The sequence below is a fragment of the Sphingomonas sp. SP5 genome, from assembly GCF_058313455.1.
In genome coordinates this window covers 193,328-209,923 of record NZ_JBZFLF010000004.1, presented here as the reverse complement: position 1 = coordinate 209,923, position 16,596 = coordinate 193,328, and the positions used below count along the sequence as shown (strand labels likewise).

General features: G+C 70.3%; 11 protein-coding genes and 1 pseudogene. 4 read left to right on the top strand and 8 right to left on the bottom strand.

Annotation, left to right across the window (positions count from 1 at the left end):
- Positions 1-52 precede the first annotated feature (52 nt).
- Positions 53-2,440, top strand: a complete 2,388-nt coding sequence (locus AC4GY7_RS11820) for a membrane-bound PQQ-dependent dehydrogenase, glucose/quinate/shikimate family (RefSeq protein ID WP_491114224.1) — start codon at positions 53-55, stop codon at positions 2,438-2,440.
- 28 nt (positions 2,441-2,468) lie between these two features.
- Here the strand turns inward: AC4GY7_RS11820 and AC4GY7_RS11815 are convergent, their stop codons facing one another.
- Positions 2,469-4,166: a cation acetate symporter gene (locus AC4GY7_RS11815; protein ID WP_491114221.1), complete on the bottom strand. Its 1,698-nt coding sequence runs from the start codon at positions 4,164-4,166 to the stop codon at positions 2,469-2,471.
- Positions 4,163-4,474 (bottom strand): DUF485 domain-containing protein, encoded by a 312-nt coding sequence (locus AC4GY7_RS11810; RefSeq protein WP_491114218.1) that lies wholly within the window; start codon positions 4,472-4,474, stop codon positions 4,163-4,165. The genes AC4GY7_RS11815 and AC4GY7_RS11810 overlap by 4 nt, the downstream gene beginning before the upstream one ends.
- A 173-nt stretch (positions 4,475-4,647) precedes the next feature.
- Between AC4GY7_RS11810 and AC4GY7_RS11805 the strand changes: the two genes are divergently transcribed.
- The 3 genes from AC4GY7_RS11805 to AC4GY7_RS11795 are packed head-to-tail and all read left to right on the top strand — an operon-like array spanning position 4,648 to position 8,852.
- The gene (locus tag AC4GY7_RS11805) at positions 4,648-5,412 is read left to right on the top strand and encodes an AcvB/VirJ family lysyl-phosphatidylglycerol hydrolase (RefSeq protein ID WP_491114215.1); all 765 of its coding nucleotides are present in this window, start codon (positions 4,648-4,650) and stop codon (positions 5,410-5,412) included.
- The gene (gene mprF, locus AC4GY7_RS11800; RefSeq protein ID WP_491114212.1) at positions 5,409-7,967 is read left to right on the top strand and encodes a bifunctional lysylphosphatidylglycerol flippase/synthetase MprF; all 2,559 of its coding nucleotides are present in this window, start codon (positions 5,409-5,411) and stop codon (positions 7,965-7,967) included. Before AC4GY7_RS11805 ends, mprF begins: the two co-directional genes overlap by 4 nt.
- A 21-nt stretch (positions 7,968-7,988) precedes the next feature.
- Positions 7,989-8,852 (top strand): HpcH/HpaI aldolase/citrate lyase family protein, encoded by an 864-nt coding sequence (locus AC4GY7_RS11795; protein WP_491114209.1) that lies wholly within the window; start codon positions 7,989-7,991, stop codon positions 8,850-8,852.
- 2 nt (positions 8,853-8,854) lie between these two features.
- On the opposite strand, the gene AC4GY7_RS11790 is transcribed toward AC4GY7_RS11795, so the two are convergent.
- The 6 genes and pseudogenes from AC4GY7_RS11790 to AC4GY7_RS11765 form a co-directional block, all read right to left on the bottom strand.
- Positions 8,855-10,537 (bottom strand): GAF domain-containing hybrid sensor histidine kinase/response regulator, encoded by a 1,683-nt coding sequence (locus tag AC4GY7_RS11790; RefSeq protein ID WP_491114676.1) that lies wholly within the window; start codon positions 10,535-10,537, stop codon positions 8,855-8,857.
- Between the two features lie 39 nt (positions 10,538-10,576).
- Positions 10,577-10,948, bottom strand: a pseudogene (locus AC4GY7_RS11785) (PAS domain-containing protein); the annotation flags it as partial.
- A gap of 109 nt (positions 10,949-11,057) precedes the next feature.
- A complete protein-coding gene (locus AC4GY7_RS11780) occupies positions 11,058-12,425 on the bottom strand; it encodes an efflux transporter outer membrane subunit (RefSeq protein WP_491114673.1) in 1,368 nt (455 codons plus the stop codon).
- Positions 12,426-12,739: 314 nt separating this feature from the next.
- Positions 12,740-13,897, bottom strand: coding sequence for an HlyD family secretion protein (locus tag AC4GY7_RS11775; RefSeq protein ID WP_491114206.1), 1,158 nt, complete (start codon positions 13,895-13,897; stop codon positions 12,740-12,742).
- The gene (locus AC4GY7_RS11770) at positions 13,894-15,552 is read right to left on the bottom strand and encodes an MFS transporter (protein WP_443583397.1); all 1,659 of its coding nucleotides are present in this window, start codon (positions 15,550-15,552) and stop codon (positions 13,894-13,896) included. Before AC4GY7_RS11770 ends, AC4GY7_RS11775 begins: the two co-directional genes overlap by 4 nt.
- Positions 15,553-15,585: 33 nt before the next feature.
- Positions 15,586-16,593 (bottom strand): glycosyltransferase family 4 protein, encoded by a 1,008-nt coding sequence (locus AC4GY7_RS11765; RefSeq protein WP_491114202.1) that lies wholly within the window; start codon positions 16,591-16,593, stop codon positions 15,586-15,588.
- Positions 16,594-16,596 lie beyond the last annotated feature (3 nt).

Sequence of the window (16,596 nt, the reverse complement as noted above, 5' to 3'; positions counted from 1 at the left end):
AACATTGCTGCGCCGCGGCGGTATTCGGACAGTTCGAAGTCGGAGCCGCTGCATGACCCACGTTCGCCATCCGGCCCGATGGCCCCATATCCTCGCCGTCGTGATCGGGGCGGTCGGTGCCCTCAACCTCGCCGGTGGCGCGTGGCTGGCGGTGCTGGGCGGCAGCCTGTTCTATGCGGTGGCCGGACTGGTGATGCTGGCAACGGCGGTGCTGCTGTGGCGGCGGCGGGCGGCGGCGCTGCACCTGTTCGCCGCGCTGGTGCTGGGAACGGTGATCTGGGCCTGGGTGGAGATCGGCGCGGACTGGTGGCCGCTGGTGCCGCGCGGCGACCTGATCTTCATCTTCGGCGCCCTGCTGGCACTGCCCTGGACGATGCGGCGCCTGGTGCCGAGGGGGCGCTGGGCGCAGGTCGCCGGGCCGCTGACCGCTACGCTGGCGCTGGCGGCGGTGTTCGGGGCGGTGTCACTGGCGCGCGACGTGCACAATCTCGACGGCACCCTGCCGGGGCCGCGCAACGCGCTGGTCGCCAATGCCGGCGGCGTGCCCGATGACGATTGGCACGCCTATGCGCGCAGCTGGCGCGGCGACAAATTCTCGCCGCTGGCGCAGATCACGCCCGCCAATGTAGGCAATCTGAAGGTCGCCTGGCAGTTGCAGACCGGCGACGTGAAGCGCGAGGGCGATCCCGGCGAGACGACCTATGAGATGACGCCGATCAAGGTCGGCGACACCGTCTACCTGTGCACGCCGCATAACTGGGTGATCGCCGTCGATGCCGAGACCGGGCGCGAACGCTGGCGGTTCGACCCCAGGATCGCGACCTCGTCCAAGAACATGCAGCACCTGACCTGCCGCGGCGTATCCTATTGGGATGGCCGGGGCGGCAGTGCGCCGCTCGGCGAGTGTCCGCAGCGCATCTTCCTGGCCACCAATGATTCGCGGCTCATCGCGCTGAACCCGCGTACCGGTGCGCTGTGCCGCAGCTTCGGGCAGGGCGGGACGGTGAGCCTGCTGCCGGGCCAGCCGCATTACAACCAGGGCTGGTATCAGGTGACCTCGGCCCCGCTGGTCGCGCGCGGACTGGTCGTCACCGGCGGCGCGGTGTTCGACAATATCGCCACCAAGGTGCCCTCGGGCGTGATCCGCGGCTATGACGCGGCGACCGGGCGGCTGGTGTGGAATTTCGATCCCGGCAATCCGACGGACACCGCGCCGCTGGGCGCAGGCCGGCATTATACGCCGTCGTCGCCCAACAGCTGGTCGACGCCCGCGGCGGACGAGGCACTCGGCCTCGTCTACCTGCCGATGGGGATGGGGGCTGTCGACCAATGGGGTGGCAACCGGCCCGCGACGACCGAGCGCTTTGCGACATCGGTGCTGGCGCTGGACATCGCCACCGGGCGGCCGCGCTGGGTCTATCAGACGGTACACCACGACCTGTGGGACATGGACGTACCGGCGCAGCCCGCGCTGGTCGACCTGAACCTGCCGGGCCGCGGGTGGGTGCCGGCGCTGGTGCAATCGACCAAGACCGGCAATCTGTTCGTGCTCGACCGGCGCACCGGACAGCCGATCTTCCCTGCGCCCGAGCGGCCGGTGCCGACTGGCGCAGCCCCCGGCGATCGTACGGCGCCGACCCAGCCGTTCTCGGCCATCTCGCTGATGCCGGCGCCGGCGCGCGAGAAGGACATGTGGGGGACGACGATGCTCGACCAATTGTGGTGCCGCATCCGTTTCCGCTCGTTGGATTACAAAGGCGCCTTCACGCCGCCGTCGCTGCGTGGCTCGCTGGTCTTCCCCGGCAATTTCGGGGTGATGGACTGGGGCGGCATCTCGATCGACCCCGTGCGGCAGGTGATCTTCGCGCATCCCAACTACGTCGCCTTCGTCGACCGGCTGGTGCCGCGCGAGGACGATACCGGCGGCGCGAACGAACGCGGCCCGGCGGGCGGATCGGATCGCCGCGGGTCGGACGAGCAGGGCTACAATCCCAATACCGGCGCCCCGTTCGCGGTGGACATGAACCCGTTCCTGTCGTTCGCCGGATTGCCGTGCCAGCAGCCGCCCTGGGGCTATGTCGCGGGCATCGACCTGACGACCGGCAAAAAGGTGTGGGAGCACAAGAACGGCACCATCCGCGACGAGACGATCCTGCCCTTGCCCTTCAAGCTGGGCGTCCCCTCGCTCGGCGGGCCGATGACGACGGCGGGTGGCGTCGCGTTCATGGCGGCGGCGATCGACAATTATGTCCGCGCCTATGACACGCGGACCGGCAAGGTGCTGTGGCGTGCGCGGCTGCCGGCCGGCGGACAGGCGACGCCGATGTCGTACCGGTCGGCGGCGAGCGGGCGGCAGTTCGTGGTCGTCGTCGCCGGCGGCCATGGCTCACTGGGCACCAAGCTGGGCGATTCGGTGATCGCCTATGCACTGCCCAGGTAGCGGCCGTTCAGGATGACGGAAGGGAGCGTCAGTGCGCCGACGCTCCCGATGCGCCGATCCCCGTCTCCGCCCGGATACGCTGCGCAGCATAGCCGCCCCGGTCGACCGCGGCGCGCGGCGAGCGGTCGAGGACCGACACCAGCCAGATGGTCAGGAAGGCGAGCGGCATCGAGACGATCGCCGGCGAGGAATAGGGGAAGATCGCGGCGGGGTGGCCGAGGATGGTCACCCATACCGCCGGCGACAACACGGTCAGCACTACCGCGAGCGCCAGGCCAAGGGTGCCGCCCGCGACGACGCCGCGCGTCGTGCAGCCCGGCCAGAGCAGCGACAGGATGAGCACCGGGAAATTGCCCGAGGCGGCGATCGCAAAGGCGAGGCTGACCATGAAGGCGACGTTCTGCTTTTCGAACACGATGCCGAGCAGGATCGCCACCGCCGCCAGCACCAGTACGGTGCGCCGCGACACGGCGAGTTCGGCTGCGCTGTCCGCCTGGCCCTTGCGGAACACCGTTGCGTAGAGGTCGTGGCTGACCGCGGAGGCGCCCGACAGCGTCAGCCCCGCGACGACGGCGAGGATCGTCGCGAAGGCGACTGCTGAGATGAAGCCTAGGAAGAGATTGCCGCCGACTGCGTGGGCGAGGTGGATTGCGGCCATATTGCTGCCGCCGGCCAGCGTGCCACCGGCATCGAGATAGCCCGGATCGGTCGCCACCAGCACGATCGCGCCGAAGCCGATGATGAAGGTGAGGATGTAGAAATAGCCGATCCAGCCGGTCGCCCACAGCACGGAGGTGCGCGCCGCCTTGGCGTTGGGCACGGTGAAGAAGCGCATCAGGATGTGCGGCAGCCCGGCGGTGCCGAACATCAGGGCAAGGCCGAAGGAGATCGCCGACACCGGGTCCTTGATGAAATTGCCCGGTCCCATGATCGAGCCGCCCTTGGCCGCCGCCTGCGCCGGTGCGAGGCCGGAGGCGGCGGCAAGATCGGTCTTGACCGCCACGGCGCGGGCGAACAGCGCCTCGGGCGAGAAGCCGAACTGGCCGAGTACCATCAGCGCCATGAAGGTGGCGCTGCCGAGCAGCAGCACCGCCTTGACGATCTGCACCCAGGTGGTCGCGGTCATCCCGCCGAACAGGACGTAGAGCGTCATCAGCACGCCGACGATGCCGACCGCATATTCGTAGCGCAGGCCGAACAGCAGTTTGATGAGCTGCCCCGCCCCGACCATCTGCGCGATGAGATAGAAGAGGACGACGACGAGCGTGCTGGTCGCTGCGAAGCTGCGCACCGGACCTTGCGCGAAGCGGAAGGCGGCGACGTCGGCAAAGGTGTATTTGCCGAGGTTGCGCAGCCGTTCGGCCATCAGGAACAGGATGATCGGCCAGCCGACGAGAAAGCCGATCGAATAAATGAGCCCGTCATAGCCATCGGCAAAGATCTGCGCCGAGATGCCGAGGAAGCTGGCGGCGGACATGTAGTCGCCTGCGATGGCAAGCCCGTTCTGAAAGCCGCTGATGCCGCCGCCCGCGGTGTAGAAATCGGCCGCGGTGCGCGTCCGCCGCGCCGCCCAGCGGGTGATGCCGAGCGTGAACAGGGCGAAGGCGGCGAACATCGCGATCGCGGTCCAGTTGGTCGGTTGCTGCCGGGTCTGCCCGGCGATGGCATCGGCGAAGGCCGGGGTGGCGAGCAGCGCGCAAGGGCCGGCGAGCAGCCAGCGCCTCACGCGCCATGCTCCGCACGCAGGGTGGCGAGCGCGGCATCATAGTCGCGATTGGCGCGCAGGACGTAGAGGCCGGTGAGCAGGATCGCGAGCAGGATCAGCCCGAAGCCGATGAGGATGCCGAGCGAGGTGACACCGCCCGCGGCGATCGGCTGCGCCAGGAACGCCTTGTCGAACGCCACCAGCAGGATGAAGCCGACATAGGCCGCGACCATGATCGCCGACAGCAGCCAGCCGAACCGCCCGCGCGCCCGCACCAGGTGCCGATAGCGTGGATCGTCGGCGATGCGATGAAGCTCTGCGTCGGTCATTGGCCCCCCATTCGATCGCTGGCGGATCGATAGCGGTATCATGGCGCAAGATGCCCGACACACAAGAGGGTTGCGATAGGGCGGCAGAGGCGGCGCGGCGGAATCATCCGCGTGACGAAAAGTTCATGGCTGCGCCATTCGCGGGACAGAGGCGGCGGCGCATGGCGTCAGCCATGGCATTGCATTCGCACAGATTGTCACGGCGACGGCTGGCGTGGATCGGCGGCATCGCAGCCGGCGTGCTGCTGGCGATCACCGGTGTCGCCGCGCTGGCCGGCTTCTTCGCCACGGACCCTGTGGAGATGGTGGCGCCGACCGCGCCGCCGCGCGACCTGGGCGTGCTGTACCTGTCGGGCGATATGGGACTGCGCTTCGGACCCAATCCGCACACGCCGCGTGCGCTGGCCGCGGCAGGGCTGCCGGTGGTCGCGGTCAGCACGCCCGGCCTGTTCGGCACGCAGCGGACGCTGGCCGAGGTAGAGCGGATCATCGCCGAGCGCGTGGCCGACGCGCTGGCACGGACGCACCGGCAGCGGCTGGTGCTGGTCGGGCAATCCTATGGCGCCGACGTCCTGCAGACGGGGCTCGCCGGGCTGCCGGCCGCATTGCGGGCGCATGTCGCGGGCGTGGTGCTGATCGTGCCGGGCCGCACCGTGTTCTTTCGCGCCGACCCGTCCGGCATCGCCTATCGCGGCACGCCGGACAGCCTGGCCGCGCGGACGCTCGCGCGGCTGACATGGACACCGCTCACCTGCATCTATGGCCGGCAGGAGATGGACAGCGCCTGCCCCGCTCTCCACCAGCCGCACGCGCAGGTGATCGCGATGCCCGGCGGACATTTCCTCGACGATGATTACGACGCACTGGCCGCAACGGTATTGGCGGCGATCCAGCGGGACGCACCGGACGCTTTTGCGGGCACGAGGGGGCGAGCGTGACGACGGGGCGGATCGATGCGGCGCTGATGCTGGCGGCGCGGTGTCGCCGCAGCCTGACGGTCGCGGCGGTGCTGCTGGTCGCCGCGATCGGCTTCGAGGCGCTGCGGCTGGTGCTGCGCGAGGTGCACCTGCGCGACGTGCGCGTGGCGCTGCATGCCGTGGATGCGACGCGGATCGCGGCGGCGCTGGGGCTCACCGCCACCAGCTATCTATTGCTGACCGGGCTCGACTGGGTCGCGCTGCGGGTCGTCGGCCGGCCGCTGCCGTGGCGGATCGCGGCGGCGGGGTCGTTCACCAGCTATACGCTGAGCCACAATCTGGGCCTGTCGCTGCTCACCGGCGGATCGGCGCGGCTGCGGCTCTACGGTGCCGCCGGCCTCGGCTTTGGCGAGGTGGCGCAGGTGGCGGCGATCTGCGGCCTCGCCTTTTGGGCGGGGGTCGCCGGGGCGGCGGGGATCGGCCTGGTGACGGGCGGCGCGGTCGCGCTGGGGCCGGTGGTGCTCGATGCCGCCATCGCACGCGCCGTCGGTGTCGGCCTGCTGGTGCTGCTCGCCGTGCTGCCGGTGCTGCGTGCCTGCGGCTACCGGTCGCTGGGGCCGGAGCGGCTGCGCGTCGCCCTGCCGAGCCTGCCGCGGATGACCGCACTCGCCGCGCTGTCGCTGGCGGACCTGACGGCCGCATCGGCGGCGTTGTTCGTGCTGACGCCGGCCGTGTCGGCACACGCCTTTCCGGCGTTCGTCGTCGCCTATGCGGTGGCGGTGGTGGTTGCGTTGCTGCTGCATGTGCCGGGCGGGCTGGGGGTGTTCGAGACGGTGGTGCTGGCGACGGTGCCGGGCGACCGGCCGGCGCTGTTCGCGGCGCTGCTGCTGTACCGGCTGATCTATTACCTGTTGCCGCTGCTGGTCGCGGCGATTGGCATCGCGGCGGCGGAGGGGTGGCGCCTGCGCCATCCGATCCGCCGCGGCCTGTCCTACGTCGATCGCGCCGGCCAGTGGCTGGCGCCGAGCGCGGTGACGGTGCTGGTGTTCGTCGCCGGTTTCGTGCTGCTGGTGTCGGGCGCGCTGCCGGGGGTGAAGGACCGTCTGTCCGACCTCGACGACATGCTGCCGCTGCCGTTCATTGAGGGATCGCACATGGCGGGCAGCCTGATCGGCACCGCGATGCTGCTGGTCGCGCCGGCGCTGAACGCGCGGCTGCGGTCCGGCTTCGCGGCGGCGCGGCTGCTGCTGGTCGGCGGTGCGGTGTTCTCGCTGCTGAAGGGGCTGGATTACGAGGAGGCCTCGCTCCAGCTGATCGTCGCCGCCGTGCTGCAATATTGCCGGGCGAGCTTCTATCGCGAAGGCGGCATCCTGACCGACCGGCCGCGCTGGCCGTGGCTGGTCGCCGCCGCTGCGGCGCTTGCGCTGAGCATCTGGGCCGGCTTCTTCGCCTACAAGCGGACGCCGTACAGCGACGATCTGTGGTGGCGGTTCGCGCTCGACGGCAATGCGCCGCGCTTCCTGCGGGCGAGCTTCGCGGCGGGCGTGCTGTTGACCGCGGCATCGGCGTGGCAGCTGCTCACCGCCAGCCGCACCCGATCGGTGCCCGATGCGCTGCCGCCCGAGGCGGTGATCGCCACGGCACTGGCGGCGAGCCCGCGCACCGATGCGGCGCTGGCCTTCACCGGCGACAAGAGCTTCATCGTGTCGGCGGCGGGCGATGCCTTTCTGATGTACCGCGTGCAGGGCAGGAGCTGGGTGGTGATGGGCGATCCGGTCGGTCCCGTCGCCGCCTGGAGCGAGCTTGCCTGGAGCATCCGGCGCGCCTGCGATGCGCGGGCCGGCCGGCTGTGCTTCTACCAGGCGAGCGAGCGGATGCTGCCGCTGTTCGTCGAACTGGGATTGCAGGCGATCAAATACGGCGAGGAGGCGCATGTCGCGCTCGCCGATTTCAGCACGAGCGGACCGCGGGCGAAGTCGCTGCGCCACGCGATACGCCGCAGCGAGGCGGCGGGTGCGACCTTTTCGGTCGAAGGCGCCGCGGCGGTGCCGGCGCTGATCCCCGAGCTGGAGGCGGTGTCGGCGGCGTGGCTGGCCGACAAGGCGGGGCGCGAGAAACGGTTCAGCCTGGGGGCGTTCGATGCCGCCTATCTGTCCCGCTTCCCGATCGCGCTGGTGCGGGTGGAGGGGCGGGTGGTCGCCTTTGCCAACATCTGGACGTCGGGCGACGGCGAGGAGGCGTCGGTCGACCTGATGCGCCACCATCCCGAGGCGCCGTACGGCACGATGGAGATGATGATGGTGCGCCTGATGGAATGGGCGCGTGCCGAGGGCTACGAGCGCTTCAATCTCGGGATGGCGCCGCTATCCGGCATGCCGAGCGGGCGGCTGGCGCCGGTATGGGCGCGGCTGGGCCATGCCGTGTTCGCCAATGGCGAGCGCCTGTACGGCTTTGCCGGCCTGCGCGCGTTCAAGGCGAAATATGCGCCGGCGTGGGTGTCTCGCTATGTCGCGACGCCGCCGGGCGCCGCGATGCCGCGGACGCTGATCGACCTGGCCCGGCTGGTGAGCGCCTGATCGCCGCGGTAAGGCGAAGCGATGAGCGACGATCCCCAGCCGAGCCCCACGTCCCGCCGCCGCAGCGTGCTGTTCATGCCCGCCTCCAACCCGCGCGCGCTGGCCAAGGCGCGGGGGCTCGGCTGCGACGCGGTGATCCTCGACCTCGAGGATGCGGTGGCGCCGGAGGCGAAGGCGGACGCGCGGGCAGCGGCGGTCGCAACGGCGGCGCAGGGCTTCGGGGGGCGGGCGTGCGCGGTGCGGATCAACGCGCTCGATACGCCATGGGGCGTGGCGGATGCGGCGGCGCTGGCCGATGCGCCGGGTGTCGATGCCGTGGTGCTGCCCAAGGTGGCGGCCGCCGCCGACCTCGTCGCGCTGCGCGGGCTGCTCGGGGCCGATGGACCGCCGATCTGGGCGATGATCGAGACGTGCGGCGCGGTCCTGCGGCTGGCGGAGATCGTCGAGGCGGCGGCGGAGACGGGCCTCACCCTGCTGATCGCGGGGACCAACGACCTTGCCAAGGAGATGCGCTGTCGCCCCGGTGCGGATCGCATGCCGCTGGTGCCGGCTTTGGCGCAGCTGGTCATCGCCGGCCGGGCGGCGGGGCTCGTCGTGCTCGATGGCGTGTGCAACGCCATCGGCGAGCCCGAGCGGCTGGCGGCGGAATGCGCTCAGGGCGCGATGCTGGGCTTCGACGGCAAGACGCTGATCCATCCCGGCCAGATCGATGCCGCCAATGCCGCCTTCGGCCCGAGCGCGGAGGAACTGGCCTGGGCGCGGGGCGTGGTGGCCGCATTCGCCGCGCCGGAGGCGGCGGGGCTGGGAGCGATCCGGCTGGACGGCGCGATGGTGGAGCGGCTGCACCTCGCCGAGGCGGAGCGCTTGCTGGCGCTGGCCGGGTAGCCTTATCCTTCCAGGATGGTGCGGATGCGGTCCGCGATCACGTCCATCGCGAAGGGTTTGGTGACCAGCGCCATGTTGGGGCCGAGCGGGCCGTTGCCGATCACCGCATTCTCGGCATAGCCGGTGATGAACAGCACCTTCAGCTGGGGCAGCAGGGCCAGCGCTGCGTCGGCGACCTGACGGCCGTTCATCTGCCCCGGCAGGCCGACGTCGGTGACGAGCAGATCGACGTGCGCACCGGTGTTGAGCAGGCGCAGCGCGCCGGCGCCGTCGCCCGCCTCCAACACGGTGTGGCCCATCTCTTCGAGGATTTCGACGACCAGCATGCGGATCGTCGGTTCGTCGTCGACCACCATCACCGTGTGGCGCCCCTCCGCCGCGGTGGCGGCGGGCACGGCGGCATCGGCGTCGACGTCATCCGCGGCATCGCCGTAATAGCGCGGCAGGTAGATGCACATCGTCGTGCCCTGGCCGAGTTCCGAATAGATGCGCACCTGCCCACCCGACTGGCGCGCGAAGCCGTAGATCATCGACAGGCCGAGGCCGGTGCCCTCACCCATCGGCTTGGTGGTGTAGAAGGGGTCGAAGGCGCGGGCCTGCACCTCCGGCGTCATGCCGGTGCCGGTGTCGGTGACGCAGAGCGACAGATACTGGCCCGGTTCCAGGTCGCGTTCGCGCCCGGCGCGGGCGTCGAGCCAGCGGTTCGCCGTTTCGATGGTGATGCGGCCGCCGTCGGGCATCGCGTCGCGGGCGTTGATGCACAGGTTGAGCAGCGCGTTCTCGAGCTGGTTGGGATCGACCATCGCCGGCCACAGGCCGCCCGCGCCGACCACCTCGATGGCGACGGACGGACCGACGGTGCGCTGGACGAGATCGCGCATGCCGTCGATCAGCCGGTTGACGTCGGTGGGCTTGGGATCGAGCGTCTGCCGGCGCGAGAAGGCGAGCAGGCGATGGGTCAGCGCCGCCGCGCGGCGGGCGGCGCCCAAAGCAGCATTGGCGTAGCGATCGAGCTCGCCGATGCGGCCCTGGTGGATGCGGACCTGCATCATCTCGATCGCGCCGGAGATGCCCGTCAGCATGTTGTTGAAATCATGCGCCAGTCCGCCGGTGAGCTGGCCGACCGCCTCCATCTTCTGCGCCTGTCTCAAGTGGGATTCGGCGATCATCAGCTCGGCGGTGCGATCCTCGACCTGCTGTTCCAGGCTGGCGGTCAGCTGGCTGAGTTCCTGCTCGACGCGGCGGCGCTCCACCGCATCGCGGGTGCGCTCGGCAACGTCGCGGACGAAGGCGACCTCCTCCGGCAGCCAGATGCGCGGAACGGCGTTGTTGAGGTAGAGAAGCGCGACGAAGCCGCCCTGCTCGGTCACCGGCATGTTGATGAACGATAGCGCGGCGAGGCTCTTCAGCCCCTCTGCCGTGTCGCGGGTGCGGGGATCGTCGTAGACGTCGCCGATCGCCACCGTCTCGCCGCGCTTCAGATCCTCGATATACGAGCCATAGTCGCGGAAATGCAGGATCGCGGGCAGCGGTTCGATACCGGGCGCGCACCAGGGGCGCTCGGTGACGATCGTCTCGGCATGGCGGTCGATCGTGCCATAGCCGCAGCGGCTGACGTCGAACAGCCGGCCGAGGATCTCGACCGCGGCATAAGCGAGATCGGCGGGGTCGCCGGCATCGCGCAGCCGGTCGTTGAGCTGGACCAGCGCCTGGAGGCGCAGCTCGGCCGATTTGCGCGTGTCGATGTCGAAGCTGATGCCGGGGAAGCGGACGGCGCGGCCCTGTTTGTCGAGCATCGCACGGCCGCGTGCCGCCACCCAGCGCGCGCGGCCGTCCGGCTGGAGCAGGCGATAGTCGCTTTCGAACGGGGCGCCGCTGGCGATCGCGGCGGCGATCTCCTCGCGCACCCGCGGCAGGTCGTCGGGGTGCATGGCGCCGAAGAAGCGCTCCAGCTGCGTGCCGGCCCGTGCCTCCGCCGGATCGACGCCGTAGAGGGCGGCGAAGGCGGGATCGGCGGTGATGCGATCGGCCGCCACGTCCCAATCCCAGCTGCCGACGCTGATCGCGCCGGAGCTCTGCAGGTCTTCATCGGCCATGGCAGCGGGCATAGTCGTTCATGAGGCGGGGACAAGCATGGATTAGGGTCGGGGAAGGGCCAACGTCCCGTCCGGCGAAGTGATCCTGCCCCCTGCGACGAAGCGAGGTTCAGCGTGTCGTCGCGGCCACATCCTCGCGCGTCCAGCCGCCCCCCATCGCCTGGTAGAGCGATACATAGGCGGTCAGCCGGTCGGCGCGCGCCTGCACCAGCGCCAGTTCGGCGGTGAGCAGGCCGCGCTGCGCATCGAGCTGTTCGATGTACGAGGTGTAGCCCGCGCGATAGCGGTTGCTGGCGTTGCGCAGCGCGGCGGCGAGCGCATCGACCTGCAACCCCAGCGCGGTCGCCTGCTCGCCCGAGCGCTGTACGCCGGCGAGCGCATTGTCGACCTCCTGAAAGGCGGTAAGCGCGGTGCGGCGATAGGCGAAGGCGGCCTGATCGCGACGGGCGACCGCGACATCGTTCTGCGCACGCAGGCGGCCGCCGTCGAAGATCGGCGACAGCACGCTCGCGCCGATCGAGAAGACGCCGATCGGATTGGCGAGTGCGGTCGAGAGCACCACGCCAGCCGAGCCGGTCAGCGCAAGGTTGGGCAACATCGCCGCGCGCGCGCTGTCGAGCGTGCGGTCGGCGGCGACCAGCGTCTGTTCCGCCTGGAACAGGTCGGGCCGGCGGCGCAGGAGGTCGGACGGCAGGCCATCGGGAATGGCGGGCGTCGCCAGCCGGTCGAGCGATGCGCCGCGCGGGATCGGGCCGGGGTTGGCACCGAGCAGCAGGCTCAATGCATTTTCCTGCCGGCTGATCGCCAGCTCGGCGGCGGGGACGAGTTGCTGCGTGGCGCGATATTCCGCCTCCGCCTGATGCAGTTCGAGGTTGGAGGTGTAGCCGGCCTCCGCACGGCGGCGGGCGATGCGCAGCGCTTCTGTACGCGCGGCGAGCGTCTGCCGCGCGACGGCGAGTCGCTGGTCGAGCGCGCGCAAGGTGATGTAGCCGCTGGCGACGCCGCTCGCGATGGCGAGGCGGACGGTGTCGCGCGCGCCCTCGCTGGCGAGCGCCTGCGCCTGTGCGGCGCGGCTCGCCTGGCGCAAACGACCGAACAGGTCGAGATCGTAGCTGGCGGTGATCGCCGGCTGCGCGCCGAAGGCGTCGCTGGGCGTGCCGAACGGGCTGACCGTCTGGCCGGTGGTGCCGGGCAGCGCGCCGCCGAGCGTCGGCGTCTGCTGCGCGCGGGCGAGGCGCAGCGCGGCGCGTGCCTCCTCGATGCGCGACGCCGCGGCGGCGAGGTCGACGTTGTTCGCCAGCGCGCGGGCGACGAGATCGGTCAGCACCGGATCGCCGAACGCATTCCACCAGTCCGCCCGCACCGGCTGCCCCTGGCCGAGTGCCGTGCGCCATGCCGGCGGCGGCACGACGGCACTGGCGGCGGGCGGCGCGGGGCGGGGGCCAATGCAGGCGGCGAGGGTGGTACTGGCGGCGATGGCGATGAGAGTGCGCGCGAAGACGCGAAGACGCGAAGAGGGCGCGCCTGTGGCGAAGCCGCCGTGATGCGGATCATTTGGAGATCGGTGACAGAAAGCAGCGTCGAGCGCGACCACTTCGCGTCTTCGCGTCTTCGCGTGAATCTCTCGCGTGGCAGTGGAGGACGGCATGATTTTGGTTCGCGCGGAGGCGCGGAGGCGCGGAGGTGTGGCGCTCTCGGCGGCTGACGGACTTCCAGTTGAGGACACGGTGAGGGAGAGCGGCTGCGCCGCGGGCTTCGCCTTTCCGTGTCTCTGCGTCTCTGCGCGTGTCATCACCGCACCACCGGGCCGGTGGCGGTGTCGATGCGGGCTTGGACGGACATGCCGGGGCGCAGGCGGGTGGCGAGAGACTGGCCGGGGTCGATGCGGATGCGGACCGCGATGCGTTGCGGCACCTTGGTGAAGTTGCCGGTGGCGTTGTCCGCCTTCAGCACCGCGAATTCCGATCCCGCCGCGGGCGAGATGCGCTCGACGCGGCCGGTGAGGCGCGCGTTGGCGAGACCGTCGACGGTGAAGCTCGCCGGTTGGCCGACCGCCATGCGCGCGGTCTGCGCCTCCTTGAAATTGGCGATCACCCAGGTTTCGGGCGGCACGAGGAACATCAGCTGCGACCCGGCGGTGACGTATTGACCGACGCGGACGCCGACTTCGCTGAGGCGGCCGCCCTCCGGCGCGCGGATGACGGTGTTGGCGAGATCGATCTGGGCGAGGCGGCGGGCGGCTTCGGCGCCGGATACACCGGCACGCTGGCCGCCGCGGCCGACCTGCACGGTGCGGATATCCTGCGCCGCGATCTCGCGCGCGGCGCGCGCCTGCTGCACGCCGGCTTGGGCCTGACGCAGCGCGGCGAGCGTCTGGTCGCGCTCGCGCAAGCTGACCGAGCCATCGGTGACGAGGTCGTTGACCCGGTTCATGTCCGCCTGCGCGCGCATCAGCTGCGCCTCGGCATTGGCGACGGCGGCGGTTTGCGCCGCGAAGCTGGCGGTGCGGCTGCGCTCCGATTGCTGGGCATTGGCGAGCGTCGCCGCCTGCGCCGCGACCTGCGCCGCCGCCTGGTCGACGCGCTGGCGGTAGATGCGGTCGTCGATCCGCACCAGCGGCTGACCGGGAGCGACCGTGTCGAAGTCGCGGACGAACACTTGCGTGACATAGCCCGATACCTGTGGCGCGATCACGGTGGTGCGGCCGCGGACATAGGCGTTGTCGGTCGACTGATAGGCGTTGGCGAAGGGCGGCATCCGCCATGCGGCGAGCACCGCGAGGACGCCGCCGATCGCAAGGAGGACGATGACGATCAGCGCGGTGCGGCCGGGCGGCTGCGGTCGCCAGCCCGAACTCGCCGGCGCGGCGGGCGGCGTGTCCGCTGCCGCTTCCGCCAGCGCCTCTTCGGTGGCGGGCGCCGGATCGACAGGGCTGCGGGCGTCAGTCATGCGGGCGTCTCGGCTAAAGCGGCGCGCCGTTCGCGGCGGGCACGGCGGATGATGAGGAAGACGAGGTAGCAGAAGGTGAGCGCGGCGAGCACCGCCACCAGCCGGAACACGTCGTCATAGGCAAGGACGTTGGCCTCTCGCGTCGCGGCCTGCGACAGAATGGCGCCGCCCTCCGCGCTGCGCAGCGCCGGATCGCCGACGACGCGCGACACCGCCGCGCCACCCGCTTGCAGGCGTTGCGCGACGATCGGATCGGTCGGGTCGATATTCTGGACCAGCGCGGCGCTGTTCGCCTTTTCGCGGATCACCTGATAGCTGCCGAGCAGCGCGGTGCCGGCGAGGCCGCCGATCGAATTGATGAGGCCGAACAGCGCGACGAAGCTGATGATATGCCCCGACCCCTGCTGCAACGCGCGGGTCATGCCGAACAAGAGCGCAGGACCGAGGAAATAGGTCGCGGCAAAGGCGATCAGCGCCTGGCTCCAGTACATCTGCGGGGCGCGGGTGAGGCTGGTCGCGTGGCTGTCGGCGAAGGCGGCGACCGCGACGAGGCCGACCGCCAGCATGATCGGATGCGCCAGCCGGTTCACGTCCAGCGTGATCGCGCTCAGTGTCACGCCCGCCGCGGAGGCGAGGAAGATGATGGCGAAGAACGTCCCCAGCTGATCGTTGTTCTGCCCCAGCACGGTGAGCAGCCCGACCGAGGCATAGGTCTGTTCCGACAGCAGGATGCGCGCCATGATCGTCACCACGGCGAAGCGGACGATGTCGGCGCTGCCCAGCCAGCGGGTGTTGAGCAGCGGGTTGGCGCGGTGATGCTCGATCAGCAGCGCCGCGGCGAGCATCGGGATCGCCGCGACCAGCGCCCAGCCGATCCAGGGCGCATTGGTCCACCAGACGATCCGGCCGAGCCCGAGCACCGCGGCGAACAGCGCCATCGATCCGGCGAACAGGATGAAGGTGACGAAGTCCAGCCGTTCGAATGCCTTGGACCGCGTCGTCGGCGGCAGGCGGAGGAGGGCGACGGCGGCGAGGCTGAGCAGGGCGAGGCCGAGTTCGAACAGGTAGAGGGTGCGCCACTGCGACATGGCGAGCAGGTCGGGCGAGAACAGCCGGGCGAGCGGCGTCGCGCATTGCGGGATGCCGATGCCGACCACCACCGCCTTCAGCCGCCATTTGAGCGGCAGCGCCTGCATCATGTAATAGAGGCACAGGCTGGAGACGGCGGCACCCGCCATGCCGCTCGCCGCGCGGACCAGCAGCGCGGTGTCGAATTCGCGCACGAACAGGTGGCCGAGCGTGAAGGCGGCGTAGAGGCCCAGGAAGATCAGCGCAAAGGGCCTGAGGCCGAATTGCGCGCGGAACTTGATGAGCAGCAGGTTGATGCTGACGTTGGTCATTACATAGATCGTCGGCAGCCAGGCAATCTCCGCCGGATCGAGGCCGAGCGCCCCCTGCAGCGTATAGGTGTTGGCCGAGATGAGGGCGTTGCCGAGGCCGCCGGTGAGGCCGAGCAGCACCGCAATCGCGCCATAAGCGATGCGGTAGCGCAAGGCATGCTCCACCGATCCCGGCGAGCCGGGGATGGCGGGAACCTCATGCGGCAGGAACTCCCAGCGTTCTTCGGACAGGAAGCGGCGGAGCCGGGCGAACATGGTTCCTGCTATACGCGCAAATCTGCCGCCGGTTCAGCCGCCGATGATGGTGCGATAGAGCGCGATGTAGGAATCGGCCATGCGTTCGACCGAGAAGCGCTCGGCGACGGCGCGGCGGCAGGCGGCGCGATCGATCTCCCCCAGCCGGGCGACCGCGGCGACCGCTTCGTCGACGCTGTCGACCAGGAAGCCGGTGACGCCATCGTCGATCAGTTCGGGCATCGAGCCGCGGTTGATCGCGATCACCGGCGTGCCGCAGGCCATCGCCTCGATCACCGACAGGCCGAAGGGTTCGTCGAAGTTGATGAGGTGGAGCAGCGCCGCGGCGGCGCCGAGCGCGCGCGTCCGTTCGTCGCCGCCGACCGCGCCGGGATGGGTGATGGTGGCCGACAGGTGCGGCGCGACGGCGCGCTCGTAATAGCCCTGGTCCTGGACGATGCCGTACATGGCGAGGCGGCGGCCGGTCGCCTCGGCCACCGCGATCGCTTCCGCCGCGCCCTTGTCGGGGTGCATGCGGCCGAAGAACAGCAGGTCGTCGCTGCCTTGCGCATCGAAGGGGAAATCGTCCAGCACGATGCCGTGGTGGATCGTCGCGGCATAGCGAAGCTGGGCCGAGCGGTCGGCATCGCTGATCGCGACGTAATGCACCCGGTCCTGATAGGGCTGGTACATCGGCAGGATGCGGTCCGACGAGAAACCGTGGATCGTCGTCACCATCGGCGTGGCGACCAGATGCGCAAAGGCGTGGGCGGGGAAATCGGCCTGGTTGTGGATCAGGTCGAACTCTCCGGCGCGTTCGAAGACATGGGCGAGGTGGCGGTATTCCCACACCTTGGCATCGATGCCGGGATCTTCGGAATAGGGGGCGGGGACGACGCCAGCGAGCGTGCCGGCGGTGAGGCTGTCCTGCGTCGCGAACAGCGTCACGTCGACGCCGCGGGCGACCAGCGCCTCCGTCAGCAGGCTGGTGACCAGTTCCCACGGGCCATAGTGGCGCGGCGGGGTGCGCCACGAGATGGGGGCGAGCATCGCGATCTTCATGGG

Bases quoted from the DNA above. Each gene is read 5' to 3' on its own strand.
- AC4GY7_RS11820 (WP_491114224.1), top strand. From the start codon at position 53: ATGACCCACGTTCGCCATCCGGCCCGATGGCCCCATATCCTCGCCGTC.
- AC4GY7_RS11810 (WP_491114218.1), bottom strand. From the start codon at position 4,474: ATGACCGACGCAGAGCTTCATCGCATCGCCGACGATCCACGCTATCGG.
- AC4GY7_RS11805 (WP_491114215.1), top strand. From the start codon at position 4,648: ATGGCATTGCATTCGCACAGATTGTCACGGCGACGGCTGGCGTGGATC.
- AC4GY7_RS11795 (WP_491114209.1), top strand. From the start codon at position 7,989: ATGAGCGACGATCCCCAGCCGAGCCCCACGTCCCGCCGCCGCAGCGTG.
- AC4GY7_RS11775 (WP_491114206.1), bottom strand. From the start codon at position 13,897: ATGACTGACGCCCGCAGCCCTGTCGATCCGGCGCCCGCCACCGAAGAG.
- AC4GY7_RS11770 (WP_443583397.1), bottom strand. From the start codon at position 15,552: ATGTTCGCCCGGCTCCGCCGCTTCCTGTCCGAAGAACGCTGGGAGTTC.
- AC4GY7_RS11765 (WP_491114202.1), bottom strand. From the start codon at position 16,593: ATGAAGATCGCGATGCTCGCCCCCATCTCGTGGCGCACCCCGCCGCGC.